Source organism: Microbacterium sp. NPDC077663 (assembly GCF_044542795.1).
In the GTDB taxonomy this organism is placed as follows: Bacteria; Actinomycetota; Actinomycetes; order Actinomycetales; family Microbacteriaceae; genus Microbacterium.
On record NZ_JBITVE010000005.1, the window covers coordinates 13,623 to 38,256 of the forward strand.

The following is a 24,634-nucleotide window of genomic DNA, read 5'->3' on the forward strand; positions in this document are numbered from 1 at the left end:
CATGAAAACTCGCCGCCGCCTCACCTCGATCATCCTCAGCGTGGTCATGATCCCGCTGGCATGCCTAGTCGGGTTGCCGTTCTACTACGTCGTCGTCAACACCTTCAAAACACAGGCCGACATGTCGACGAACCCGCTCGGGCTGCCGACCAACCCCACTCTCGAGAACTATGTCGGCATCTTCGCCAACTCCCCGGTCCTGCTCGCGTTCGCGAACACACTCTACGTGACTGTCGTCGCAGTGGTCCTCATGGTCGTCGTCGGCTCCATGGCGGCATTCGCGATGATCTACCGCCGCGGGCCGCTGGCCACCGTGTTCAGCGTCGTCCTGCTGTTCGCGTTCTTGATCCCGTACCAGACCACGATCATCCCGCTGTACAAGATGGTCGTGGGAGCGGGAGCCGTTGACACCCTGGAAGGCCTCATCGCGATCTACCTCGCCGGTTCGGTCTTCTGCTACTTCATCATCGTCGGGTACATGCGAACAGTCCCGTTCGAGATCATCGAAGCCGCCCGGATCGACGGGGCGAGCCCGTTCCGCATCTACTGGACGATCGTGCTACCCCTGATACGCCCGGTTCTCATCACCGTCAGCGTCTTCCAAGTGATGTGGGTGTGGAACGACTACGTCAGCCCCATCGTCTTCATCAGCTCCACCGAGAAAGTCACACTCGTGCTCCTCGCTGCCCGCGCTGTCTCCGAGTTCGCCGTCAACTGGCCCGCATTCATGGCCGTCACCGTGGTGGTCCTCATCCCGATGGTCATCTTCTTCATCACCATGCAGAAGTACATCGTCGACGGGCTCGTCGGCGGGAGTGTCAAGGGATGACCCGCCTACACGTCCACACCCGCGAGATCGAACCCCACCGTCCGGCAACGATCGCCCGAGCCGTCCACTTCACCCTCCTGCGGGACGGCCGCGAAGAGCAGCTGCGAAACGGCGCCGGCGTGATCTACGCACCCGCGGCTGTCGGAAGCGACTGGCGCATGCAGCCGCAGGTCCTCGACGACCCCCGCCTGACCCGGCGGCCGAAAGATTGGTTGCTGACCGTCGCCATCTCACGCACTGGTGAACCTGAGGAGACGAGTCGACGGGTCGGTTACCGATCTCAGGACCTTCTCGAGTGGGATGGCCCTCACCCTGCCGCTCCGTTCGACGAGAGCGGCACGAACACCGTCGACATCGACGACGCCACGGCTGCAGCGCTGGAGGCGAAGTTCGGCCGTATCCGCAGCGTCGCGGTGGACGTGGATGACTCGGGTCCGCTTTCGGAGCGAGGGGCGACGATCCGGTACAGCGACGGCTCCTCGAGGCGGGCGAAGGTCGACTGGGACGCACCCGCCTTGGGTCGAGCTTCGGGAGCGATCCGTATCCAGGATCACGCGTTCCCGTTCATCGCCGACCGCGCAGACCCCCACATCCTCGAATACGACGGCCGGTGGCTGTTCGTTGCCACCCCTGACGCGGGTCGCGGCAACGAGCAGACCCCAGAGCTGTTCATCCGCGCTGCTGACACGATCGAGGGTCTCCCTGCTGCGCCTGATCACACCATTGCGCGGGTAGGTGACGCGGGGATCGGTGGATGCTTCTGGGCCCCGGAGCTGCACACCATCGCAGGCGAACTGCGAATCCTGTTCGCACCCAGCATCGGCACGGCCTCCTGGGACGGTGTGCAATGCCACATCATGACGCTCCGTCCCGGCGGGAACCCGCTGGATCAGGGCGACTGGTCCGCACCCGCCCCCGTCCTCACTGCCGACGGCCATCCTCTCCGTGCTGACGAGCGCTACGGGATCTCACTGGACATGACCTACGTCCCCGGAGACGGCGGCGGGCACTACGTGTGGTCGCAGCGCGTCGTGCAGGACGGCTACATCGGGGACGCGGAGCTCTGGATAGCCGGCGTCGACCCCACAGACGCCACCCGTCTACGAGATGAGCCGCGGCGCCTGCACACCGGACGCTACAGCTGGGAGCTCACCGACACGAACGTCGTCGAAGGCCCTTTCCCTCTCCTGAGCGATGACCGTCTCCACCTCGCGTACGCCGCAGCCGCGGTGGGACCGCACTACGCGACCGGTTGGCTCAGCGCATCCACATCGGACGACCCCGGCGACCCCTCATCGTGGTCGGTGCAACCTTTCCCCGCCCTCGACTCGGCGAGCGTGCCCGGTCAATGGGGCCCCGGACACATCTCGTTTTTCCGCCACGCTGGCGACACGATGATGGCCTTCCACGCCAAAATCGACCCCGACGAGACCGCGCGCCACACCGGTATCCGACGCGTCCATTGGGCTCACAACGGTCTTCCCGTGCTCGACATGACGCCGGAGGAGGACCTGCACCCGGACCTGCGTGTCGTCACCACTCTGATCGAAGGGCCTTCATGAGCTCCGCCTACCTGATGGCCTACTTCACCTCCGAGACACACGCTGACGGCGAGCAGATCCGCTTCGCAGTCAGCGATCCCGGAAACCCGCTGCGCTGGACACCTCTCGCCGACGGTGCACCCATCCTCCGATCGACCGTTGGCGAGCACGGCGTCCGAGACCCGTTCCTGCTCTGGGACGACGCACGATCCCGATATGTGATCCTCGCAACCGACCTCCGAGTCCACACGGACGGCAACTGGCACCGCGCCGTCCGTACCGGAAGCCGCGCGCTCGTGGTCTGGGAGTCACCGGACCTGGTGAACTGGTCCGAACCTCGGCTCGTTACCGTCGCGCCCGACTCCGCCGGGAACACATGGGCGCCGAAAGCCTTCCGCGACCCGGAGCGCGGGGTGTGGACCGTCATCTGGGCTTCCGCCCTCTTCGATGACCACGACGACCGAACCCGGGGCACGCATCAACGCCTCCTCGCCGCCGACACGACCGACTTCGCCGAGTTCACGCCGGCGCGCATCTATTTCGACCCCGGCCACGACGTCATCGACGCCACCTTCATCCACGAGGATCAAGCGTGGTTCCGGTTCTCCGCTAACGCACACGCGCCCGGCAACCCCGCTCACATCGGACACCACATCTACGCCGAACGAGGCACCGCGCTCGAAGACCCCAATTACACAGCGGTTGCGATCGACGTCGGAAGACCCGAACTCGAGCGTGGCGAAGGGCCTGCTGTATTTCAGAGCGCGGACGGCACCATGTCGTACCTCCTCATCGACGAGTTCAACCTTCGCGGGTACCAACTCTTCGAACTCGAGACAGCTCGGTTGGACACGGGCGCATGGCGACACCTGCCCTCCGCGGAACTTCCTCCCGGCGCGCGCCACGGCTCGGTCATCCCCATCCCGCTTGACCGTCGCGACGAGATGATCCGGAGATTCCGATGAGCCTGTACCGAGACCCGATCTTCGACGGCGCCGCGGACCCGGTCGTCATTCAAGGCCCCGACGATCTCTGGTGGATGGTCTACACGGCACGACGCGCGAACCTCACCCTCCCGCCGGACGTCACCTGGATCCACGGGACCGCGCTCGGCGTGGCGACAAGCATCGACGGAACCGAGTGGACCTACCGAGGAACTCTCACCGGACTCGACATCGAGCCCGGCCACCACACCTACTGGGCACCAGAGATCATCGAGCACGACGGCATCTTCCACATGTACGTCTCCGTCATCCGCGGCATCCCATCGCACTGGCAGGGCCACGAACGCGTGATCCGCCACTACACCAGCCGCGACCTGTGGGAATGGCAATACCAGTCGACGCTCGAGCTGACCTCCCGGCACGTCATCGACGCATGCGTCTACCCGCTGCCCGGCGGCGGATGGCGGCTCTGGTACAAAGACGAAGCCGATGGGGCGCACACGTGGGCCGCGGACAGCAATGACCTGCACACCTGGACCGTTCGTGGCCCGGTCGTCCGAGGACGCCCCCACGAAGGCCCCAACGTTTTCCGGCTCGACGACTGGTACTGGATGATCGTCGACGAATGGGACGGGCAACGAGTTCTCCGATCGGACGACCTCGACACCTGGACCGAGCAGGGACGCATCCTCGACGGAACCGGTGTGAAAGATGATGACATCGGCGCTGGCCTTCATGCCGACGTCGTTGTCCGCGGCGACGACGCGATCGCGTTCTACTTCACACATCCGGAGTGGGACCGTGGAAGCGACCCCCTCACCTACGCCGACAAACGAACAACCATTCAAGCCGCTCGGATAACAACAGATGGGACCCGATTGCTGTGTGATCGCAGCGCGACCGCAGACCTTCCACTCATCCGCTGAGATGATCGGGTGACCGTGACCCCATACTTCGGTGGCTGCGCCTCTCGCGCATCCCTGAGCGCCCCGGCATTCTGTAAGACGTGGATGAATAACCATTGATTCCGGATCGGTGAAGCTCGACGATCGTCTTCTCGCGCACCTGGAGCTCGTCATGGTGACAAAGCTTCGCCGCGGCGAACCTTTCGTCTTCACATGGGCTCACGAGGTCAGCCTGGGCAGCGGCCGAGACTCGCGGTGGGTGCATCCGAGCGCACATCTCGATTTCCGGTTCGAGGGACGCTCCAAGATCACGATCAACCCGGCGTGGATAGAAACGCCCATGTCGACCGCGAATTCGCCGGCCGGGCTGCGAATCGTCCCCGAACCGGACTCAGCGGCGGAATCAGACGCCGCAGTTCCAGCGCCCCGGCCGTCCTCGACCGACTGAGGCCTACCCGCAGGATCCGCCGGAAACGATCGTTTTCGGTGCGCTCGGCCGGGAGGTGCCCGGCGACCGCGACACGCCGACGATCGATCCACCAAATACCCCTACCGAAACCCAAATCCACCAAAACTGTCTGGCTACCCTTTCTGGTGAGTCTGGCCATGCGCGCGAGTGTGGGCGGCTGGGAGTCGTGGCCTGGGGTGTCGAAGTCGCTCCTGGAAGAAGTGCGGGAGTCTAAGAGTCGAAGCGTCCGACCTCCCGCAGGACGGTGAAGGTTGGCGGCCCTTGTGCGCCGCCCTTACGCATGATCGGAGGGGCGGTCTCGTCCGCTCGGAAAGAGTCGTATGCGTCCGTACTGTCGAACTCGAGCAACACGAGGACCCGGCCGGTGTCGTCTTGTGGTTCATATACAGTCGCGCCTCGCGACCCGTGCTCGCGTCGTTTCGCGAGACCTTCGTCACCGAAGACCTCAAGGAACCGGCTGAGCTCTTCGATTCGCACTTCCGCCAGAACATGGATCGACATCATCGTCCTTCTTTCGTTGACCTGGTCGGAACGCTACTCGGTTGCAACCTTCGGTCGACGTGCATCCCGGCGAGGGGTCATTGAAGCCCAACGCACCGAAACTCATACGCTACCGTTTTCGGTGAAACCGTCGACGAGCGACGGCGATACCGGGGGAGTGGCGTGTGAACATCGTCGGCTATGCCCGCGTCTCGACGAGGGATCAGAACCCCGCCGCCCAGGAGGCCGAGCTGCGCGCAGCCGGCGCCGGCCGAGTATTCGTTGACCATGGCGAATCGAGCCGCGTGAGCGATCGCCCTCAGTGGATCGCTTGCCTCGACTATCTCCGACCGGGGGACACCCTCGTCGTTCGCGCCCTCGACCGCGTCGCCGGCAGCGAGGTCATGGCGATCGAGCTCATCCGGGATCTCGCCCGCCGCGGCATCCGCTTGCGCAGCCTCACCGAGCCATTCCTCGACGTCGACACATCGACGCCGATGGGGGAGGCGATCGTGGGCATCATGGCCGTCCTCGCGCAGCTGCGAGTTTCGACGATCCGAGACAACACTCGACGTGGTCTGGAGCACGCGCGCACCCAAGGCCGGGTCGGAGGCCGGCCCTCGGTCATGACCGACGAGCGCACCGCGGCCGCGGTGCAGATGCGCGGCAACGGTGACAGCGTCGCGAAGATCGGGCGCACGCTAGGCGTCGGAGCATCGAGCGTCGCTCGAGCCCTCGACCGGTACTACCGCGAACAGCTTCAACAGACGACGACGAACGAGAGTGAGACCACACGATGAACCGTGACACAGCAGACCAGGTGGTGCAGTCCACCGGCGCCCTCGCAATGGCCTACTACCCGGAGATCCACGCGGACGACGCGGATTACTCGATCGGTGACGACGTCGACTTCGTGCTGTCCGACGTCGGCGAGCTCGAGCCCGCCGACGCTGCGGCGCTGCGCGACCTTGTCGCGCGGACGATCATCGACCCGACGAATCACCGCGAAGCGCTCATCGAGTACGTGTTCGGACTGGTGCCTGACGGGGGAGACGGCTCCTGAGTCCCAACGAGACTCCCGACGACGCCGTCGCACGCAAGCGCGCCACGGCTAAGCGGTGGCGCGAGGCGAACCAGCAGCGTCGAGCGGCGTGGCAGAGAGAGTGGAAGGCGAATAATCGGGATCGCTTTCGGGAGCTCAACCGTCTCTCGGCCCAACGGCAGGCAAAACGGAAGCGTGCGGGAGAGGCGCGACGGGAGCAGCGTCGTCGCTGGTACGCGGAGCACCGAGAGCAGGAGCGGGCGCGCCACCGCAAGTTCCGGCAGGAGCATCCCGAGAAGGTGCGCGAGTATCAGGCGCGCTACAAGGAGCGGCATCCCGAGCGGGCGGCCGAGGGCGCTCGGCGCCGCTCCCAGGCGCACCGCGACCGATACCCGGAGCGGACTCGCGAACGAGAGCGCGCCGATGCTGCGCGCCGTCGCGAGGCGGACCCTGACCAGTTCAGGCGCTGGTACCGGCAGAACCTCGAGCGTGAACGAAAGCGAGGCCGCGAAGCGGCGCAGCTTCGCCGCCGGCTGACAAAGCTCGGACTCCCGCCGCGGAAGATCCATAAGACCTACGCGGTGGACCGTCGCAAGAACGCGGCCGCCGCTGACGAGTTCTTTTCACGTCGCTGGCGGATCAACGATCGGATCCGGGCTGAGTCCTTCGAGGCTCTACCTGGACACCGCGCGGCCGTCGAGTTCCGCGCCCGGTATCTGGCAGCCGGCGCTATCGAGAAGGCCGACACACGGGACCGTGAGGCGCGCGCCCGCGCAATCGTAGATGCCGCCCGTCAGAGGCTTCCCGCTAAACAGCTCGAGCAGATCACCGAGGAAGTCCGCATGGACTCGGTCGCGCGTCAGCTGCGCGGTGCGGCCGCCTTCAACATCGACGCGGAAGTGCAGCGACGAGTACACGAGCTCGTGGTCGAACGCGCGTTGAGTACGCCGATCGACGCACACGAGCGCGACGAGATGCGCCGACTTATCCGAGCCAGCTTTCCCACCCACGCGCAGCGCGGGACACGACCGCCTTCAACCCAGGATCGCCCGCAACGACTACGCGCGGGACCGCAGGACCGCGGGTACGAGCGCTAGCCGACTCTCCGAGCGCTTCACGGTGCGTCGATATGTTGTTGCCGTGACCGACGATCGGGTGAACCTGCGCACACGGCGCGAGATTTTGGCGGGCTACATCGCTGTGCTCGACCGCCCGGGGAAGCTCATAGAACTCTGCTCAGTCGCTTCAGACGATCCGACTGAACTTCAGCTGGCTGTTGCGAGGGTGTTCGATTTCAGCCCGGTCGTGGCTGAAGCCGTTCTGTCTATGCAGGTTCGACGCCTCACGTCGGGCGAACGGCGGAGGATTCTGGACGAGCTCGCCGGCATTGACGCGGAGCTTGGGCAGTAGCGGACATTGCAAAGTACGACCTCGCCCGGATAGCGGGCTCCCTGTTCGAGCGTTCAAACGTCGCCCAGAAGGCCTAGGACGTGTCTCCTAAACGGGCGGTCCAGGCGATGACGCTATTCACGACAGCTGCTGCGCGGTAGACAGTGGCCAGTTTGTCGTAGCGGGTGGCGAGACCTCGCCACTGCTTGAGTGTGGCGAAGCGGCGTTCGACGACGTTTCTGGCTCGATAGTCGTCACGGTCGTATCCGACAGGTCGTCCGGATCGGCCCGTCCCCTCGGCAGGCGCGCCTTAATCAGGCTCGCCCGCTGGATTTGAGTCCTGACGAAAAACGACTCGCGCGAGGAGCGCGGCTCCGCCAAGTACACAGAGCCACGCGGCTCCCCAGGCAATGAAGCCAAGCAAGGGGTTCGGATCGATCCAGGCTTGAACCACGCTGGTCCCTTTCAGAAGCATCCAGGCAAGGAAGATTCCGATCAGAACGATCCCGCTGACAGTGAGTCCGAGCTTCTTCCCCATACCTCGAGGTTAGCGGTGCAGTCGCCGCCGACTTTGGGAGACACGTCCTAGTTCACCGTCCGCCCAGCGAAGACTTCGACGCTCTCTTGCACGTACCGGATGAGCCCTCGCCCGACGTCATAGAAGTCGGGTCCCGCGCCAGCTGCTCGCATCGTCCGAAGTTCGGACACGTCGACTCGCAGCGCCTCCGCGGCCTCCGCCGGCGTGAGCAGCAGCGGAGCGTCGACGACCGCTCCCGCGCTCATCGCGTTGCCCGCTTCTTGGCGACGTCGTCGATCTTGTCGGGACGGAAACCCGACCATGACTGGTCGACCGTTTCCACGACCGGCGCCTGCAGAAACCCGGCTGCCTTGAGCCTCGTTAGCGCTTCGGGATCGGTCGTCAGGTCGACGACTTCGAACTCGATCCCGGCGGCTTTGAGTGCGCGGATCGTGGCCGTGCACTGCACGCACCCCTCGGTCGAGTACACGGTGAGTGGTTCATTCTTCATTGCAGTTCTCCCTTTCAGACCTCATTGCCTTTCGGCGAAAGTCGAAACACTGCGGTGGGGGAGTGCAGGCAAGGGTCCGTGGAATACCGGACTGAGCGCAGCGAGGGAGGGTGTGCCGCGAAAGCCCTTGCCGGAGCGATGACGGCGCGTACCATCCAACGGCCGGAAGGCAACGAAGTTGCCCCACGCAAACGGTCCCCGTCGCGCAGAGCGCGGCGGGGACCGTTTGGAGGTACTGCGGCCGAAGGCTGCTACTCAGAAGAACCGACGTCAGCGGTGGCTGTGCGCCGCTTCGAGCGAGGTTTGCGCGATGCCTGACCGGGTCCGCGGGCACCCGTGGCGCGCAGATCCTTCTCGCTCCATCCGGCGGCAAGAGCCGCTTTCCAGGCACGGTCGTGGGCGGTTGTCGCGTCGTTCAGGCGCGCCTCCGCGGCATCTGCCTCGTTCACCGCAGCGACCAGCTCGCGCACGGCGTCAACCTTCGCGTTGACGTCTGCTTCGATCAGCTCGCGTGCGCGCTGTGCGGCTTCATCTGGGTTCACGTTCGCGTCGCTCATGCGACCGACTCTATCGAGCGGATCAAGAGTCGATCCACGGTCAGTTTGCCCTCTAGCCGGATCACCGGCGCTGCACTACGTTCCGCGTTGTGCGGAGCTTGCGGCAGAGCAAGCTATAGAGTTAGGTGACCTAACTCTGGACTCCCGGCGGCGCGGTCGGCATACTGGTCGTATGGTCCCCGCTATCTGGCGGGTTCGCTGCGCTGGGCCGAGAGGACGTGATCATGCCGGAGCAGAACGAGCGGAAGCTGTTCGGCCGGCAGCGTCGTGCGAACTCCGCGACGCCGCGTGACGCGGGTCGCTACGTGGTCAAGACCAACGCCGACGAGGACGCGAAGCTGCGCGCTCGCGCCGTTGTCGCAGGCGTCACCGTGCCGCGGTTTCTGGTCGAGGCGGGCATGAACGCGAACGTTCAGACCAGCACCGATCAGAAGCAGCTCATCGCGGAGTTGTTCGCGTTGTCGCGGACGATGGGAACCGTCGCGAACAACGTCAATCAGCTCGCCCGGTACGCCAACACCGAGGGCCTTTTCCCTGCCGAAGCAGAGAGTGTCGTGGCGGGGTACCGGGCGCTCAGCGCCCGGATCGACGACACCATCCGGAAGCTCGCGGGCGCATGATTCCGAACATCACTCGCGGATCCCGCATCGTCGGTCTGATGACCTACCTTGCGGGGGAGGGGCGCGCCAACGAGCACACGGAGCAGCACCTTGTCGCGGGCGATCACGCGATCATGGCGCGCCACGGGTACGCGGTTCTCGACGCCGCTGCGGCGCGCGAGATCGGTGTCGCTCTCGACACACCGCGCGTTGCTTACGGTGTTGAGGTGACTCGTCAGGTGCGCGTCGCTGACCCGGGGACGGGTGAGCTGCACAGCGAGCGCGTGGCCGCAGATGTGTGGCATTGCTCACTGTCGCTGCGCGCCGAGGAAGGTCAGCTCAGCGACGAGCAGTGGGGCACGATCGCGCAGCAGTTCGTGGACCGCATGGGCTTCACCGAAGCGTCAGGCAAGGCTCCGTGCCGGTGGGTTGCGGTCCGTCATGGCCTCTCCAAGAACGGCAACGACCACGTTCACATCGCCGTCTCACTGGTACGTGAGGACGGCACGAAAGCGACGACACACAACGACTACAAGCGCGCTCAGGAGTTGTGTCGCACGCTCGAGGCCCAGCACGGGCTGATGCCCGTTGACTCCCGCGAGCGGGGCATGGGGGAGCGTGGCGTGAAGCCCGCCGAGACCGCGCGGGCGGCATGCACCGGTGCGGTCGAGGTCGATGCGCACCGGCTCGAGCGGACCGTCAGGGCCGCAGCGACGGCATCCGTCGACGAAGGCGAGTTCGTGCGTCGGATGCGCCGTGCCGGTGTCCTCATCCGGCCGCGGTTCGCAGCCGGCCGCGACGACGTCGTTGCCGGCTACTCCGTCGCTTTGCGACCCGCCGGAGACGAGCGGCCGGTCTGGTTCGGTGGAGGGCGACTTGCCCGCGACCTCACCCTTCCGCGTCTGCGGGAGGGCTGGCCTGATAGCCCTCAGACGGCGCAGGGTGCGGTCGATGAGTGGCGTGCCACGAGCAAGAACCCGTGGCAGTACCGTCCGGTCGCTCCTGGCCGCGAAGAGCAGACTCCCGACCCGAAGCTGTGGGAACAGTACGGCCGGGAGTTGCGCGAGCTCCGGACGCAGCTGCGAGAGGTACCGGCGACGGACCGAGCCACGTGGGCGCACGTCGCGCGAGAGACCGCCGGCGCATTCGCCGCGTGGTCGCAACGCGTTGAGGCAACGCCGGGGCCTCTCGCTGAGACTGCCCGAGAGCTGTCGCGCAGCGCTCACATTCGCGCACACCTATCCAAGCCGAAGCCCGTCCGTATGGGCTCAGCGTCGGGCGCTGCAATGGTGCTGATGCAAGCCGCGGTCGGCGGCGAAGGCCCCGCCGCCGAAGCGATCTTGTTCCGCCAGCTCGGCCGTCTGTCGGTCGCGCTGATCGACGCACACAAGGCGGCGGGGGATGCCCGCCGCGCAGAGCAGATGAGTGAATCGCTGCGACGCACTCTCGAAGCGATCGGTGAGCGGATGCCCGCCGACGCACGCACAGCCGCAGCGCCCGCGACCACGGCGGCGCTCTCCCCAGAGGAAGAAGCGGTGCGTCGCGCTCAGCGCGGACTCGCCGCGCCCGGCACCCGTTCACCGCTGCCGAACACACTGACCCCCCGGTCCCGAACCACGTCCGACACGTCGCGTCAGCAAGGCGGCCACAACGGAAGAGAAGGAGACCAGGATCATGGTCGATGACACAGACGGCGTAGGCGAGACGTTCGACAACTCCCTGCGGATCGCGCTCACGGTCGCCTCGCAATTCGGGGAGCGGGTTGCCCGGCTCCGCGAGGAGTGGAACCGTCAGCAGGAAGCCGCAGCCACCCAAGAAGCACGGGAGCTGCAAAGCCGGCTCGACGCCGAACGCGCAGCCGTCCGCGGACAGCTCGCCGTCGTCGACCAGCCCTCCTGGTGGGACCGCGCCGACGTCCGCGATATTGCCGACGCCCGAGAAGCCGCCGTCGCGTGGCGTGACCACGACGACGTTGCCGCACGCGCCGACGAGACCATTCGCCGGGAAATGCAGGACCGGTACGGCATCGACGTCGACGCCGCCGGCGCCGACCCCGCAGCGGTAGCGGACGCTCTCCGGCGCGCCGAAGCCGACCGCGCGCAGGCGCGCGAGGAGCAGCGTCGGTCCGGTGAAGAGCTCGCCGCCAGTCAGATCCTCCTTTCATCTGCCGCGGCGCGTGACCGCGACGCGGACGCCGCCGCCGGACGCGCCTATGAGAACGAGGACCCGACCGCCGCATCGGAGTCGGCTAGTCAGGTGCGGGAGGCCGCGGCAGAACGAACGCAGGCCGCAAGCTCCTACGACAGCGCCGAGCGCCGCGCCGAGTTCGCGCGCTCGATCGAGGGAACCGCGTCGGCCGAGGAAGTCCGTGGCCGGGTGCTTGCGGACACCGGCAACGCTAAGAGCCCTCGCGAGGCGGTCACTGGACCTGTCGTAGCTGCGCCGAGAGCGAGAGCATCCCGCTCATCAAGTCAGGACCGCACTCGTAGCGGCTTGGCTCGGTGATATCACTTTGATACTTGCCCGGTCTGCTCGCGCCGCACGCGTGCGAGGAGGAACGAGGACTGCAGGACGCGACGGCTTGGAAGCTCACATGTGCGAGCGCCCAAGCCGTCGCGCACGATTATGCGGCTACGCGCCATTCGTTGCGGTAGGCCAGCGACTCCTGGCGAAGGAACCCAACTCGGTCGGCCGTCGTCGCCGAGTTGTCGATGAGGAGCAGACCGCCCGACCGGACCATGGCGATCGCCGGGATTGCGCCGGGATCGACCTGTCGGGTGGCCAGAGCGACGGCAGTTTCTAGCAAGGCCAGCTCGGGGTCGCTGAGAGGCGGCGCGGAGAAATGCAACAAGGCCAGAACGCGGTTGCCATCCCGCATCTGGAGATCCAAATGGAGCCTCAAGCTCACGAGGTCGTAGAGGTCGTTGTCATGAGCGACGACATTACGCTGGCGACGAGAGGCGGTGGCCACGGGTGCCTTTGAGAGGAGAAGGGTGATGCCCTTTGCGGCCGCGTCGTAGCTCGGACGCATACGTTCGTTCGTCTCGAGGACGGCGCGATGGAGCGCGCCGCCGCGCGAACCATTGTTGATGTATTCGATCGCCGCGGTGATGAACCGTTCGTAGGTGAAGGCGAAGAACTTGTTGTCAGCAGGCGCCTCCACCTGAGCCCGGTCGCGGCTGACATGTGTCACCCGGCCTTTGCTGCGAGCTCGCGTGAACTCACGGAGATGGGTGATGGAGGGGGGACGATCGTCGATTCCCATGTTGCTGCTTTCTCGCTGGTGCAGGCGATAGGCAGAGTGCGGAGCGCCCAACGTGGCCGGCGTCCGGAAGGAAGAGGCGGGGAACGATTGAGATCGTGCCCCGCCTTAGATCAGCCCTTCCCGAGGGTCGAGCCGGCCTTCGACTTGGCCGTCTTGCTCGACGAGTCGGACGCGAGCGTCCGACCAGCCTTGCTCAGCGCGGCCTTCGAGGGCTTGGACGATCCTGACGACGACTTCGCCATGATGCGCTCCTCTCTCTGCTGTGTATGAAGCAGATGCACCCGAGGAACTCGCGTCACTCGCGCAGGGGCTATCGAGCCCCTAGAGTTGAGAAGTCTCGCCAGACACCTCAGCCCCGATCTGCTGCAAGATGGCCCTGCCTCTGTAGTGAATCGGGGCTTTGTCTTGCGCTCGTAAGTCTAGCGGCCCCCACCGACACTTGGACAGCTGTATGCCGCCCTAAGGCCTTTTCGCCCATAGTTTGATACCAAACCGGGGTTAGGCCATTCAAACGGGTTCTCGGGGCGCTGACGGGCGTTTGGCGCCCACATTTGGCCAACGGTTGCCTCGGTTTATCCACAGGGGCGGAGCGCAACTAGGTTGCACCCCGCCCCTGTGGTATCAGCAAGTCAGATGAGGATGAGTTCGCGGATGTCCTTTCGGTCCTCGTCCACGGTCTGCACCTTGCGGCCCTCTTTGACCTCGTCGTCGATGTACTTCGCGATTGCGATCGCTCGTCGGACTGCCTCGGTGTAGGAGAGGTGCCTACTCGCGGCAAGTTCCTTCAGCGCGTCAGCAGTCTCTGGGTTCATGTTGACGCTGAGGCGGACGAGTTCCTGCGTAGCTGTACGCCGAGCACTGGTCGCATCGTTGTCGGTCACGGGAGTCTCCTTCTAGTTGTCTACGCGTATCGCGCTCTCTGACCGTTGGCGCGTTCAGGTAGCACGAAGAGCGCCTTTCGTGGGAGCGAAGGCGCTACGGAAGGGATGCCAGTCGCTTAGGCATCGTCCGTGTGGGAGAGGTTGGCTCGCGGGTTGAACTGGCCCGGCCGGTTTCTCGTACGCGTCTGGAGCTGGGGTTAGTCAGCTCGGTGATTGGATGTCACGTGAGCAAATGTATCACGACGTACCACTCATGTGAACATTCCGATGCAACACTCGTGCACATCTCATGTACATGCGACACACCCCTCTGGTATCTTATGAGACACCTGGGAGACCGTCTAACCCGATAGCCGCCCAGGCAGGAGCTTCTGGATGTTTGAGGACCGATATGAACGATGACGCGAAGGATGAGCCCGTCCCGTGGGAACTCATCGCGCCCCTTGTGGCTTGGATGGCACGACACAACGTCACGCGGCTCCGAGTAGTCGCCACTCCTGCGCCAGTACCAGTGATTGCTGAGCCGGCACGTGATGAAACTGTCCACCTTCTCTACTGCGAGGAGGCGCCGGCATCGTCTGGTCTTCTGGACGTATACGTCGTAGCTGATGAGGATGGAGGAGGGCGCTTGAATGGCCCGACTGAAGTGCCTCAGGCCGTGATCCGTCCAATCCTCCGTGCCCTGGACGCCGCCTCAGTCGATGAGTTCCTCATCGCAGCCGAGGAGGTGGGTGAAGCGTCCACCGCGGCTCGCCAAGTGTCGACGGCCGTGGCAACCCGACACAGCGATATCGAGGAGCATGAGCTTCCCTCGGGAGACAACTGGCCGCCTCCGGTGGTGGCAGTCCGTGTGCCGACCCGACGTAACGATGTCTGAGTTCGAAGAAGCGGATGATCCCGCGAAGAACCCCGAACCGAAGTCGGAGCCGTTTTTCCGCGCGAAGCGGGTGCCCCTTTGGCTGCATGTAGCGGACACGCAAAGGGTGCTTGCCGGTGCGATCGTCGCTGTCACCCTCACCCTCTACGCATACTTGGTCGTCGCCGTGGTGTTCGGGTGGATTGATCAAGATCGCTTTGTTGCCGTGATCGCTGCTCTCGCGCCGCTCCAGGCTCTAGCTGCGGCGACGGTGGGCTTCTTCTTTGGAAGCAGGGAGAAGGGCTGAGCGAGCCCTTGGCTCTTAGACTGCAACGCATGCCCGATTCCGGACGTCCCACGGCCATCGTGTATGTCGACGGCTTCAATCTCTACCGACGATGCCTTGAGCGGTATCCGGCGTCCAAGTGGCTGGATCTGCCTGTCCTGATGGATCGGCTCTTGCCCAAGCACGATGTGATCCATGTCCACTACTTCACTGCTCTCATTCGCGCGGGAGCGGGGGATGACCCCCAAGGGCCCATCCGCCAACAGACGTACATTCGAGCTCTCGAGACGACGGGCAGGGTAACGACTCACTACGGCACATACCGCATCGACAAGCGCCTGATGCCGAAACATCCCGCCGAGATGGGAGACGATGGTTCGCTGATTCGTGTGGCGGTTCGAAAGACTGAGGAAAAGGGGTCGGACGTCAATCTGGCAGTCCGCATGCTATTGGACGCGCACCGGAACGCTGCCGACTTGTACTGCATGTTGACGAACGATTCTGACCAGGTCACGACGATTCGGACCCTGCAGGAAGAGGTCGGCGTTGACGTCGGATGGATCAGTCCGATGCCAACACTGCGACAGAGCAAGGACTTGAAGAAGACGCAGCCGTCGCATGTGGCGTGCATCAGCGCCGAGGACCTCATGGCAAGCCAGTTGCCCGACGAAGTGCAGAACGGGCAGCAGACGCTTCGCCGGCCAGCTCGGTGGCGGTGACAAACCGAAAGCCCCGCCTAGGCGGGGCTTTCTAACCGGTAGCCGAAGCGTCCGGGGGTGTGGTGCAACTGTAGCACTGGACCGGCACTCGGCGCTTGTTACTCCGGCATGCAGTCGGCTCGAGAGGGGCCTCCCGCCTGCCGAGCAAAGCGTCATGCAAGGATCAGGAACGCCGGTTCTGACATAACGTAGATTATCGGCTCTCCGGTGCGCCGCCTGGCTGCGCCCTTAGATGCGACCGGTGACGGCCCATGCGTTGGCATCCTGACCGAAACTCAATCCCTGTGATGAGCGACCGCCACGCGCTGCCGTTGGCCCGTGGCCGACAGGGTGTCGACGCTGGCTCTTAGCGCACTCCCGACGGATGCTACGACCCCTCCCGGTCCGCTCTGGAGTCAGGTTCGGGCTTGCTGTCGCGCGGTTCGTCGCCCGTGCCGTGAGGCTGAGGATCATCCGCCCCCGCGTTGGCGGCGAGGATCTCATCGATCTTCCTGTTCTCGACGGCTCGACGTATCCAAAAAACGGCTAGGACTGCGCCCACGATCGCGATTCCAGCAGGGATCCACCACTCCAGCGCGGAGAAGATGGTCACCGCGATCACCAGCGGCATGAGAACGGTGATCTGAATCACTAGGCCCTTATTCATCGGTCTCCCAAATGGCTAAGCGTCCCGATCTGCGAAGCTCCAGCACAGACGATAAAGGGTGTGTACAGCACCACGACGAGCGATAAAGGGTCTGTACAGCACCACGACCTGCATCGTGACCGCTGCAGGAGCGCAAATGGTCCGCTGATCAGACCGCTGGAACCTCACGGCTGTCGGTCTTTGAGAGACGCGTCTGCCTCCGGCTGCGAACGATTGGGGAAGGGTAAGAAGAAGGCGATAATGAGCGCCACTCCCGCGATGCGAACTCCCCAGATCACTATAGGCGCGATGCTCACGCCTGCCGCGAGTATGGAGGCGATAATCAAAAGAACACCCGCTGAGAGCGCCGCCCAACGCCAGCCGCGCTGCTTCATGGGAGACACTTTAAGCACCGAACACCGCGTGAGGGTTGATCTCGCGGCCGTAGAGCAGTTGCGCGGTGGTTTCTCCTATAACCCCTCCCCCAACGGCTGAAAGTAGCGAAACAGCCACGCAGCCGATGATCGTGACGCAAATCGGGGCCGCGGCGATTCCGAGGATCGACCCGGCGACCAGTGATGCCGCGCTAGCTACGGTCGCGTAGCCAACTTCCTCCCAGTCGATCGCGAGACCAGTGAGGTTGGTGTTGTTGATGGGATCGCCGCCGGCGTAGGCGTATCGGTTGGCGTTGGTGGGGTCGAGGGGGCGTCGAGGGTGTCTCGTTGGGTCCAACGGCCGAGGGTGGGGTTGTACCAGCGGTTGCCGAAGTGGACCCATCCGGTGGCGCGGTCTTGGATGCCACCCTTGAACAGGAACGGGTTCTGGGTTTGCCCCGTGCCGCCGCTGTTGTAGGTGCGGGTGGGGAGGCCGAACGGGTCGTACGTGTATGTGTAGCCGGGGGATCCGAAGTCGCGGAGGATTGCGGTGGGGTTCCCGAGCCCGTCGTACACGTACAGGCTGACCGTGTTCGTGCTCGTGCGGAGCAAGAGCGGTTGCCCGCTTGCGCGCGGCGCCAAGGGACAGCGGCTACTTCCCAGCGTGGGTTCCGTGGCGCGGCTAGAGAAGTTGCGCTTCAACCTCGCTGACGAGCCGGGAGAACTCGCGCGGGTGTTCGCAGCTGTGGAGTTGGCGGGTGCGCGGGTGTTCGAAGCACGGCTGGATCACTTGCAGCACCGAGTCGCGGGCACTCTGGAGATTCTCAGAGAACAGGCCCATGTCCCCGCGGTTCTCGCTGCCGTAGGCGGGCACCGCGCGGCCTGATGCCAGCTGAGCCGGGATCAGCCGCGCGCGCCGATGCGGAAGAGCCCTCGCCGTTGCGCCGACTGCGTCTGGTTTGTGCCCACCCGGATGCCGGTGGTAATCGGAGCGATGTCGCCCAGCAGCGGGTCCGTTCCCGCGTCGGCCAGATTGGGGATCGCTGAGATGAGGTTCTGGGTGTACGGGTGCTGTGGGTTGGAGACGAGCTCTACAGAGTTGCCGACCTCGACCAGTTGCCCCGACCTCATTACCGCTGTCCGGTCGGCGACGTAGCGGACCACCGCGAGGTTGTGCGTGATGAACAGAACGGACAGGTTCAGCTCGGCTTGCAACTCACGCATCAGGTTGATCACGGCACCCTGTACTGACGCGTCGAGGGCGGAGGTGATCTCGTCCGCGATGATGAAACTCGGCCGCACCGCGAGACAGCGAGCAATCGCGACACGTTGACGCATTCCGCCCGACAGCTGGGACGGATACTGCCGGCGTGCTTCGGGCTTCAGCCGGACGAGACTGAGCAGTTCGCCGATGCTCGCCGCACGCTCACGACGCGTCTTGGTGGTATGCACCGCGAGGACTTCGTCCAGGCACTCCTCCACGGTCATTTTCGGGTTCAGCGAAGAGTGCGGGTCCTGGAAGATCATCTGGACTAACTTTGCCCGCTCGCCCGGGGACATTCCCCTGCGCGCGATGATGTCACGGCCATCCAGAAGGACCCGACCGGCGTCGACGGGCTGCATCCCGGCGATGACACGGGCGAGAGTCGACTTGCCTGATCCCGACTCGCCGACCACGCCGACGACGGTGCCGGACTCCACCTCCAGGCTCACATCATCCAAGGCGCGCACCGCTGAGGCACCGTTTCCGAACTGGACAGAGAGGTGCTGCACTTCGAGCCGAGACATTATCGGTCTCCTTCAACGGTCGCGGCTTGGAGGTGCGCCTGCGCCCACCACTCGGGGTGCACTTCGGGAATCGTCGCGAGCGGGACGCTACGGTCCGAGTCCAGGTCGGGCAGGGCCGCCACCAGTGCTCGCGAGTACGGGTGCTTGAGTCGCTCGGGGTGGGCCAGGTCTGCTGACGCGATGTTCTCGACGATACGCCCGTCGTACATCACAAGCACCCGGGAGCACAGCTCGCCGAGCACCGCGATGTCATGGGAGACGACGAGCGCCGCCGCGCCGGACTCCGCACAGTACTGCCGGAGGAGCGTCAGCACGTGCCGCTGCACCGTCACATCCAGAGCCGTCGTTGGTTCATCCGCGATGACCAGACGGGGTTGACCGATCTGCGCCATAGCGATGAGGGCGCGCTGTCGCATGCCACCGGAGAACTGGTGAGGGAACTGGGCCGCCCGTCTGGCCGGTTCACTGATGCGGACCGCAGCGAGTGCGTCGACAGCGCGGCGCTTGGCTTCTTCTCGGCCGACGCCGGCCGCCTCAAGCACTTCGGCGAGTTGAGGCCCGACCCGCAACGCTGGGTTGAGTGCGGTGAGCGAGTCCTGGAAGACGATGCCGATGTCTGTGCTGAGGGCATTGCGCAGTTCGGATTCCGGCGATTCGAGGAGGGGAACGCCCTCGAAGTCCGCCCTACTAGCAGAGACCACCGCGGTGTCGGGCAGCAGCCGGGCGATGGCCATGGCCGTCACCGACTTGCCCGACCCTGACTCGCCGACGATGCCCACCAGCTCCCCCTCGCTGAGCGTGAAGGTGACATCTTTCACCGGCGTGCGCCAGCCGTCTTCGGTCGCGAACGACACCGACAGGCGCTCGATGGTCAGAATCGGGTCACCCGGGCCCGGCGAGACAACGGCGACCCCGCGCGCGGTGATTGCTTCCTCGACCTCCGGCCGGGGCGGGGTTGAGAGCCGCCGCCGCGCTCGGGCCGACGTCGTGCCGGAAGTGCGGTCACGGGTGGCGCCGGCAATCGCTTCACCAGCGAGTCCGAACGCCAGCCCGGCGACCACGACTGCCACACCGGGCGACACCGTCGCCCAGGGTGCGGTGTAGATGTTGGGCAGCGACTCACCGAGCATCCGCCCCCAGTCGAAGCTCGGCGGCTGCACACCCAGACCGAGAAAGCTCAGCGCGGACAGCGCCAAGAGTGCGCTGCCAATCGCAAGTGTGACGTAGACGATGATGGGTTCGGCGATGTTCGGCACGATGTAACGCGTAAACTGCCGTCGACGGGAGATCCCGAGTATGCGGGCCGCGGAGAGGTAGTCGCTGGATTGAATGCCCGCCGCCAGTGTCTGCATGAGGCGGCCGAACGCGGGCGCCATCGTCAGCGACAGCGCGATGACCGCGGTCACCGCGCCCGCGCCGAGCAGGATGGTGATGAAAAGAGCCAACAGTAGCACCGGGAACGCCATCCACGTGGACAGAACAGCGGCGAACGCTCGCTGTGTCCTCGGTCCAAGCACCGACGGCACGGCGCCGATGAGGAGGCCGAGTATCGCGGCAGTCAATGTGGCGATGATTGCCATGACCAGCGAGATCTGGGTGGCGGTCAGCACTCGAGCGAGCACATCCCGGCCGAGCGAGTCGGTGCCGAGCGGGTACTCGCTGCTCGGAGGCTGGTTGATCTCGGCGGCGTTGCTCGTCACAGCTGCCTCGCCCCAGACGAGCGGACCGATGAGCGCGAGGATGATCAGAGCCAGAATCATCAAGGTGGCCGCAGCCCGCGTGGGCGAAGAGAAGAAGGGGCGCACAAATCGCATGACTAAACTTTCTACAGCGAGAGAATCGCGGTTCGGCGGTCTGTGAGAGCCAGCACCACGTCGACCGCCAAGTTGATGATCACAATGATCGCGGCGTAGACCAGGGCGATCCCGACGACCACGCTGTAGTCCCGGGCGGAAATCGATTGGATGAGCGAGTAACCCAGCCCGGGCCAATTGAATACCTGCTCGACGAGCGCGCTGCCGACGACGAGGCCCGCCAGGGCGCTGCCACCCAGCGTCAGAACCGCGGTGAGCATGTTGGGGATCGCGTGACGCGCGTAGAGCGTGAAGCTCGGCAGGCGCTTCGCGCGCGCCGTGCGCATGTAGTCCTGCTGCAGGACCTTGAGCCCCTCCACCCGGGCGATACGCCCAATGGTCGCCGCGGATGCCGCCGCGAGGGCGATCACCGGCAGCACGAAGGCCGCCGGAGACCCCGACCCCGCGACCGGAAGTACCGGCCACAGCATCCCAAAAACGACCACCAACCCGACTGCGAGCAGGTACTCGGGGACGGCCGCGATCAGCCCCGTGCCGGCGTTGAATGTCAGTTCGACGGATCGCCGACGGCCATTCTGAGTCAGGATCGCAATGATCATGCCTGCTGGAATAGCGATCACAAGGACGACCGCGACGGCGAGCACCGCGAGCATCGCTGTCTGAGGCAGCCGCGTGCTTACGATCTGGGTGACCGACTCGCCGGTGACGATGGACTCGCCGAGATCTCCCCGCAAGAGGCCGCCGAGATACTGGACGTACTGCTGCCACAGCGGGAGGTCGAGTCCGAGTGCCGCACGGCGCTGTTCGACCAGCTCTATGGGCGCGTTCGGTCCCAGCGCGGTGAGGACCGGGTCGCCGGGTGCGAGGCGCACCACGATGAACGCCGTCGTGACGATGATGAACAACGTCACAACCATCCGCGTCAGGCGTCGCGCGAAGAAACGCGGCCAGACTCCGACGCGGGGCCACCGGGATGAGGCGACGGGATTCGCCGCCTCCTCCAGGCGTTCCTCGACGGACGTCGTCGCCGCTTCGCCGGCTTGTGCTGCGTTCACCATGAGCGGGATGTCCTCGGAGTTACTTGGTGAGGCGGATGGTCGAGCCGAGCACCGCACCCGGGTTGCGGAGCGCGAACTCGGCATTGTCACCGTATGCCGTCTTGGTGTTCGCCGTCACCGGCAAAACGTCGACGTTCTTGGCAAGCGACTGCTCGGCCTCAAGCCACGTCTGACACGACTCGCTGCCCGGCAGACTCTGAGCCTTCGCGACGAGCTCGGTGTATTCGACATTGTTCGAGCTCGAGAAGTTGCGTCCCGCGGGCGGCGCGTCGCCCGAGAGCAGGATGCGCCACACGCTCGGGTCCTCCGTGGCAAATGGACCCCACACGGCGTCCCAGTCACCACCCGAGAAAAGCGTGCCAGCGTACGCGTCCGAGCCGGTCAGGGTCACATCGACGCCGAGCTCAGTCCATGCGGTCTGGATGGCCTCCATCGCAGCTGGGATTCCGGGACCACGGTTGCTCGGGAACAGCAGGTTCAGCGCGAGCGGCACACCGTCCTTCTCTCGCACACCGTTGCTGCCTTCAACCCAACCCGCCTTATCGAGCGCGGCTGCTGCCGCGTCCGCATCGAACTCCGGCGCGAAGTCGCTGATTGGCGTTTCAGGCGAGCAGGTCTGCGGGATGCCCGTGACGATGGTCTGAAGGGGCTCACCCCGACCACCCGTGGCGATGTTACCAAGGTCGTCCAGATTGAGCGCCTGGCTGAGGGCTTTCCGAACAGCGAGGTCGGCGGTGGCGCGGCCTTCCACCTGGTTGAAGAACACGAGCCCGGGGTCGTTGGGGTACTCCACCGAAAAGTACGACTGCGAGTCGAGGCGGTCTCGGTCGGAGCCGCCGATGGAGGCGATGGTGACGTCGCCGGCAAGCAGCAGGTTCGCCGCGGTGGACTCGTTGGGCACCACACTGAGCTCGACCGCCTCGGGAACGCCCGGGTCCTTCGCGGTGATGTCGCCTGGTCCCCACGCGTACTCGGGGCGGAGGTCGAACTTATACGACTGCCCGGGGGTGGCCTGCGAGAGCTCGAACATGCCGGAGCCGAATGTGGCATCGTCGGTGAGCGAAAGGTCGTCCGCTCCTGCGCCGCACACGATGGGCATGCCGCTGAGGTTCTTGAGGAGGAAGCTCGAGGGCGTCGGTGACTGAATGGTCAATGTGCCCGCTTCATCATCGGCGGTTACGGTCGAGCCCGGCGGTACGAACGCGCCGAACCAAGGCGAGGCGTTGTCGGGGTTCAATACCCAGTCGAAGCTCTTGGCAATCACTGACGGTGTGACGTCGGAGTCGTCGGAACACACGATGCCATCGCGAATCTTGAAGGTCGCGGTGTCGGCGGTGACGTCCCAGCTCTCGGCCAGGTTCGGCAGCGGCTCGCTGCTCGCCGTCGACGCGATGGTTAGCGTGTCATACGCGAGACCCCACACCGTGTAGCTCGCAGTGGTGGCATTGGCGGCAAGCGGGTTGATGGAGCCAGGGTCGGCGTTGATCGCGATGATCGCAGTGCCCCCAGAGACATAGTCGGTGTCGCCGGTGGGCTCACCGTCCGCCGGTTGTCCGCTACAGCCTGCGACCAGCAGAACGGTGCTGAGCGCCGCAATGCCGATGACGACAGTCCTCGACCGTCGGTGCATGTTCGTACCTTTCGGATGAACGGAACGCCAGGCTGCGCACGTCTGCGTGCGCCGGCTGGGCTCCTCTTGTGTTGTGTTGTGGCCCAGGGCCGTCAGAACGATTGAGGACCGATTCTTGTGGAGTCGGGATCCAGAAGCGCCGGGACGCTGTCTGCCTCATGAGCAATGGAGCAAATCCATAATACTCATTACAATCGTTTGATGTAATATTAGACATCCGGAAACGGGGTGGGCAGTGAATCGGTGAGAGGTTTACTCGTTCGAAACAATCCGTGACAGAACGGAAACCGTCTCTCAGCCGCTTCGGCGGCCGAGCCATGCCTCGGCCGCGCAAACCAGCGCGGTCACGCCGGTCTCGATGGTCGGCTCCGGAATGGGCGCGAATAGCGGGGAGTGATTGGTGGGCACTCCCTGCGGTGTGCGGGTCAGTTGCGGTGCGTCGCCGAACAGTGCTGGGTCGAAGCCGCCGAGGAACCAGTAGACGAGCGGTGAGCCCGCCGCGCGGGAAAACCGAGAGACGTCTTCGCTGCCGTTGAGCGGCCCCGCATCGAGCACTTGCTCGGCACCGAGCCGGGCGCTGAACGCCGCTCGCACCCGCGCGGCTGCTGCGGCATCGTTCTCGGTGAGCGGGAAGTTCACTGTCCACGCGATTTCCGGGGGACGTGGTGCGCCGGACGCTTCGGCCTCGGCATGCACGATTCGCTCCACGGCGCCGCGCACGCGTTCGCGCACGTCGGGGGATTCGGTGCGGACGGTCAGTCCAATGGTCGCGTCGTCGGGGATGATGTTGTTCCGTGTGCCTGCGGACAGTTTCCCCACCGTCACCACGACGCGGTCGCGTGGATCGACTTCACGCGACACGATCCCGTGAAGGCGGACGACGGTCGTCGCGGCCATGAAGACGGGGTCCACCGTGGCCGCGGGCATCGAGCCGTGCCCACCGACGCCGTGCATGGTGATGGTGGCCGCATCAGCCTCGGACATCGCCACGCCTGAGCGCACGCTGACCGTGCCAGCCGGAAGGGGTACCAGATGCTGACCGAGCACGACATCCGGGTGCGGCATACGAGCGAGGGCGTCGTCATCGAGCATCGCCTGAGCACCGGCGCCATACTCCTCGGCCGGCTGGAAGATCGCGACCAGAGTTCCGCCCCAGTCGGCGTGCCGCTCCGCCAGTCGCTCCACGGCTCCGATCAGGCAGGTCGTGTGGATGTCGTGCCCGCAAGCGTGCATGACGGGCACCTCTGCACCGTCCGCGTCCGTGGCCACGCGGGTGCTGGCGTAGTCGAGGCCCGTCTGCTCTCGGACGGGGAGCCCATCCATGTCCGCGCGCAACCACACCACCGGACCAGGGCCGTTCTCGAAGACCGCGACCACACCGGTTCCCCCCACGCCGACATGCACCCGAGCCAACGTGGCCCGAAGGCGATCCGCGACCACCGCCGCCGTGCGGAACTCCTGCAGCGAGAGCTCAGGATGCCGGTGCAGGTCGCGATACAGCTCGCCTAAGTCGGTCGTTGACATGACTTCAGCCTAACGCCGTATCCCTAATCGA

Annotated in this window: 30 protein-coding genes and 2 pseudogenes; 14 read left to right on the top strand and 18 right to left on the bottom strand. The window is 65.1% G+C overall.

What is annotated here, in order from left to right:
• Window position 1: 1 nt before the first annotated feature.
• From ACIGEP_RS16530 to ACIGEP_RS16545, 4 genes are read left to right on the top strand one after another with little or no spacing between them, the layout of a single operon-like run.
• Window positions 2-829, top strand: a complete 828-nt coding sequence (locus ACIGEP_RS16530) for a carbohydrate ABC transporter permease (protein ID WP_396662742.1) — start codon at window positions 2-4, stop codon at window positions 827-829.
• A complete protein-coding gene (locus ACIGEP_RS16535) occupies window positions 826-2,391 on the top strand; it encodes a family 43 glycosylhydrolase (RefSeq protein ID WP_396662743.1) in 1,566 nt (521 codons plus the stop codon). Before ACIGEP_RS16530 ends, ACIGEP_RS16535 begins: the two co-directional genes overlap by 4 nt.
• Complete coding sequence (locus ACIGEP_RS16540) at window positions 2,388-3,335, top strand: glycoside hydrolase family 43 protein (RefSeq protein ID WP_396662744.1); 948 nt, start codon at window positions 2,388-2,390, stop codon at window positions 3,333-3,335. Before ACIGEP_RS16535 ends, ACIGEP_RS16540 begins: the two co-directional genes overlap by 4 nt.
• Window positions 3,332-4,240, top strand: coding sequence for a family 43 glycosylhydrolase (locus ACIGEP_RS16545; RefSeq protein ID WP_396662745.1), 909 nt, complete (start codon window positions 3,332-3,334; stop codon window positions 4,238-4,240). The genes ACIGEP_RS16540 and ACIGEP_RS16545 overlap by 4 nt, the downstream gene beginning before the upstream one ends.
• Before the next feature lie 658 nt (window positions 4,241-4,898).
• Here the strand turns inward: ACIGEP_RS16545 and ACIGEP_RS16550 are convergent.
• Entirely contained in the window at window positions 4,899-5,192 is a 294-nt protein-coding gene (locus tag ACIGEP_RS16550) for an antibiotic biosynthesis monooxygenase (RefSeq protein ID WP_396662746.1), read from the bottom strand.
• A 161-nt stretch (window positions 5,193-5,353) separates the two neighbouring features.
• Here ACIGEP_RS16550 and ACIGEP_RS16555 point away from each other — a divergent pair, with 161 nt between their 5' ends.
• From ACIGEP_RS16555 to ACIGEP_RS16570, 4 genes are all read left to right on the top strand, one after another.
• Window positions 5,354-5,968 carry a recombinase family protein gene (locus ACIGEP_RS16555; protein ID WP_396662747.1) on the top strand — a complete coding sequence of 205 codons (615 nt, stop codon included), beginning with the start codon at window positions 5,354-5,356 and terminating at the stop codon, window positions 5,966-5,968.
• The gene (locus ACIGEP_RS16560) at window positions 5,965-6,231 is read left to right on the top strand and encodes a hypothetical protein (RefSeq protein ID WP_396662748.1); all 267 of its coding nucleotides are present in this window, start codon (window positions 5,965-5,967) and stop codon (window positions 6,229-6,231) included. Before ACIGEP_RS16555 ends, ACIGEP_RS16560 begins: the two co-directional genes overlap by 4 nt.
• A 278-nt stretch (window positions 6,232-6,509) precedes the next feature.
• Complete coding sequence (locus ACIGEP_RS16565; RefSeq protein ID WP_396662749.1) at window positions 6,510-7,307, top strand: hypothetical protein; 798 nt, start codon at window positions 6,510-6,512, stop codon at window positions 7,305-7,307.
• Window positions 7,308-7,350: 43 nt separating this feature from the next.
• Window positions 7,351-7,620 (top strand): hypothetical protein, encoded by a 270-nt coding sequence (locus tag ACIGEP_RS16570; protein ID WP_396662750.1) that lies wholly within the window; start codon window positions 7,351-7,353, stop codon window positions 7,618-7,620.
• Between the two features lie 73 nt (window positions 7,621-7,693).
• Here ACIGEP_RS16570 and ACIGEP_RS16575 read toward each other — a convergent pair.
• From ACIGEP_RS16575 to ACIGEP_RS16595, 5 genes and pseudogenes are all read right to left on the bottom strand, one after another.
• Window positions 7,694-7,885 (bottom strand): annotated as a pseudogene (locus tag ACIGEP_RS16575) (transposase); the annotation flags it as partial.
• Between the two features lie 24 nt (window positions 7,886-7,909).
• Complete coding sequence (locus ACIGEP_RS16580; RefSeq protein ID WP_396662751.1) at window positions 7,910-8,137, bottom strand: hypothetical protein; 228 nt, start codon at window positions 8,135-8,137, stop codon at window positions 7,910-7,912.
• Between the two features lie 47 nt (window positions 8,138-8,184).
• Window positions 8,185-8,382 (bottom strand): hypothetical protein, encoded by a 198-nt coding sequence (locus tag ACIGEP_RS16585; RefSeq protein ID WP_396662752.1) that lies wholly within the window; start codon window positions 8,380-8,382, stop codon window positions 8,185-8,187.
• Window positions 8,379-8,627, bottom strand: coding sequence for a glutaredoxin-like protein NrdH (nrdH, locus tag ACIGEP_RS16590; protein WP_396662753.1), 249 nt, complete (start codon window positions 8,625-8,627; stop codon window positions 8,379-8,381). The genes ACIGEP_RS16585 and nrdH overlap by 4 nt, the downstream gene beginning before the upstream one ends.
• 251 nt (window positions 8,628-8,878) lie before the next feature.
• Window positions 8,879-9,184, bottom strand: a complete 306-nt coding sequence (locus ACIGEP_RS16595) for a hypothetical protein (RefSeq protein ID WP_396662754.1) — start codon at window positions 9,182-9,184, stop codon at window positions 8,879-8,881.
• Window positions 9,185-9,408: 224 nt separating this feature from the next.
• On the opposite strand from ACIGEP_RS16595, the gene ACIGEP_RS16600 reads away from it, so the two are divergent.
• The 3 genes from ACIGEP_RS16600 to ACIGEP_RS16610 are packed head-to-tail and all read left to right on the top strand — an operon-like array spanning window position 9,409 to window position 12,288.
• Window positions 9,409-9,804 (top strand): MobC family plasmid mobilization relaxosome protein, encoded by a 396-nt coding sequence (locus ACIGEP_RS16600; protein WP_396662755.1) that lies wholly within the window; start codon window positions 9,409-9,411, stop codon window positions 9,802-9,804.
• 38 nt (window positions 9,805-9,842) lie between these two features.
• Entirely contained in the window at window positions 9,843-11,468 is a 1,626-nt protein-coding gene (locus ACIGEP_RS16605; protein ID WP_396662756.1) for a relaxase/mobilization nuclease domain-containing protein, read from the top strand.
• Complete coding sequence (locus ACIGEP_RS16610) at window positions 11,458-12,288, top strand: hypothetical protein (RefSeq protein WP_396662757.1); 831 nt, start codon at window positions 11,458-11,460, stop codon at window positions 12,286-12,288. Before ACIGEP_RS16605 ends, ACIGEP_RS16610 begins: the two co-directional genes overlap by 11 nt.
• Before the next feature lie 118 nt (window positions 12,289-12,406).
• Here ACIGEP_RS16610 and ACIGEP_RS16615 read toward each other — a convergent pair whose 3' ends face one another.
• The 3 genes from ACIGEP_RS16615 to ACIGEP_RS16625 form a co-directional block, all read right to left on the bottom strand.
• Window positions 12,407-13,048: a hypothetical protein gene (locus ACIGEP_RS16615; protein ID WP_396662758.1), complete on the bottom strand. Its 642-nt coding sequence runs from the start codon at window positions 13,046-13,048 to the stop codon at window positions 12,407-12,409.
• Window positions 13,049-13,158: 110 nt separating this feature from the next.
• Window positions 13,159-13,290 (bottom strand): hypothetical protein, encoded by a 132-nt coding sequence (locus ACIGEP_RS16620; protein ID WP_396662759.1) that lies wholly within the window; start codon window positions 13,288-13,290, stop codon window positions 13,159-13,161.
• Window positions 13,291-13,677: 387 nt separating this feature from the next.
• Window positions 13,678-13,929, bottom strand: a complete 252-nt coding sequence (locus ACIGEP_RS16625; protein ID WP_396662760.1) for a ribbon-helix-helix protein, CopG family — start codon at window positions 13,927-13,929, stop codon at window positions 13,678-13,680.
• 869 nt (window positions 13,930-14,798) lie between these two features.
• Between ACIGEP_RS16625 and ACIGEP_RS16630 the strand changes: the two genes are divergently transcribed.
• Window positions 14,799-15,092, top strand: a complete 294-nt coding sequence (locus tag ACIGEP_RS16630; protein WP_396662761.1) for a hypothetical protein — start codon at window positions 14,799-14,801, stop codon at window positions 15,090-15,092.
• Between the two features lie 29 nt (window positions 15,093-15,121).
• Window positions 15,122-15,790: an NYN domain-containing protein gene (locus ACIGEP_RS16635; RefSeq protein WP_396662762.1), complete on the top strand. Its 669-nt coding sequence runs from the start codon at window positions 15,122-15,124 to the stop codon at window positions 15,788-15,790.
• A gap of 367 nt (window positions 15,791-16,157) precedes the next feature.
• On the opposite strand, the gene ACIGEP_RS16640 is transcribed toward ACIGEP_RS16635, so the two are convergent.
• From ACIGEP_RS16640 to ACIGEP_RS16655, 4 genes and pseudogenes are all read right to left on the bottom strand, one after another.
• The gene (locus tag ACIGEP_RS16640) at window positions 16,158-16,421 is read right to left on the bottom strand and encodes a hypothetical protein (RefSeq protein WP_396662763.1); all 264 of its coding nucleotides are present in this window, start codon (window positions 16,419-16,421) and stop codon (window positions 16,158-16,160) included.
• A 179-nt stretch (window positions 16,422-16,600) separates the two neighbouring features.
• Window positions 16,601-16,810 (bottom strand): hypothetical protein, encoded by a 210-nt coding sequence (locus ACIGEP_RS16645; protein WP_396662764.1) that lies wholly within the window; start codon window positions 16,808-16,810, stop codon window positions 16,601-16,603.
• Between the two features lie 10 nt (window positions 16,811-16,820).
• Complete coding sequence (locus ACIGEP_RS16650; protein WP_396662802.1) at window positions 16,821-17,147, bottom strand: hypothetical protein; 327 nt, start codon at window positions 17,145-17,147, stop codon at window positions 16,821-16,823.
• 35 nt (window positions 17,148-17,182) lie between these two features.
• Window positions 17,183-17,365: pseudogene (locus ACIGEP_RS16655) on the bottom strand (hypothetical protein); the annotation flags it as partial.
• Between the two features lie 13 nt (window positions 17,366-17,378).
• Here ACIGEP_RS16655 and ACIGEP_RS16660 point away from each other — a divergent pair.
• Window positions 17,379-17,675 (top strand): hypothetical protein, encoded by a 297-nt coding sequence (locus ACIGEP_RS16660; protein ID WP_396662803.1) that lies wholly within the window; start codon window positions 17,379-17,381, stop codon window positions 17,673-17,675.
• A 17-nt stretch (window positions 17,676-17,692) separates the two neighbouring features.
• Here ACIGEP_RS16660 and ACIGEP_RS16665 read toward each other — a convergent pair whose 3' ends face one another.
• The 5 genes from ACIGEP_RS16665 to ACIGEP_RS16685 form a co-directional block, all read right to left on the bottom strand.
• A complete protein-coding gene (locus ACIGEP_RS16665) occupies window positions 17,693-18,577 on the bottom strand; it encodes an ABC transporter ATP-binding protein (protein ID WP_396662765.1) in 885 nt (294 codons plus the stop codon).
• Window positions 18,577-20,391 carry a dipeptide/oligopeptide/nickel ABC transporter permease/ATP-binding protein gene (locus ACIGEP_RS16670; RefSeq protein WP_396662767.1) on the bottom strand — a complete coding sequence of 605 codons (1,815 nt, stop codon included), beginning with the start codon at window positions 20,389-20,391 and terminating at the stop codon, window positions 18,577-18,579. The genes ACIGEP_RS16665 and ACIGEP_RS16670 overlap by 1 nt, the downstream gene beginning before the upstream one ends.
• An 11-nt stretch (window positions 20,392-20,402) precedes the next feature.
• Window positions 20,403-21,449: an ABC transporter permease gene (locus ACIGEP_RS16675; protein ID WP_396662768.1), complete on the bottom strand. Its 1,047-nt coding sequence runs from the start codon at window positions 21,447-21,449 to the stop codon at window positions 20,403-20,405.
• 19 nt (window positions 21,450-21,468) lie between these two features.
• On the bottom strand, window positions 21,469-23,079 hold the full coding sequence (locus tag ACIGEP_RS16680) for an ABC transporter substrate-binding protein (RefSeq protein WP_396662769.1): 1,611 nt from the start codon (window positions 23,077-23,079) through the stop codon (window positions 21,469-21,471).
• 294 nt (window positions 23,080-23,373) lie between these two features.
• Window positions 23,374-24,603 carry an amidohydrolase gene (locus ACIGEP_RS16685; protein WP_396662771.1) on the bottom strand — a complete coding sequence of 410 codons (1,230 nt, stop codon included), beginning with the start codon at window positions 24,601-24,603 and terminating at the stop codon, window positions 23,374-23,376.
• Window positions 24,604-24,634: the final 31 nt, after the last annotated feature.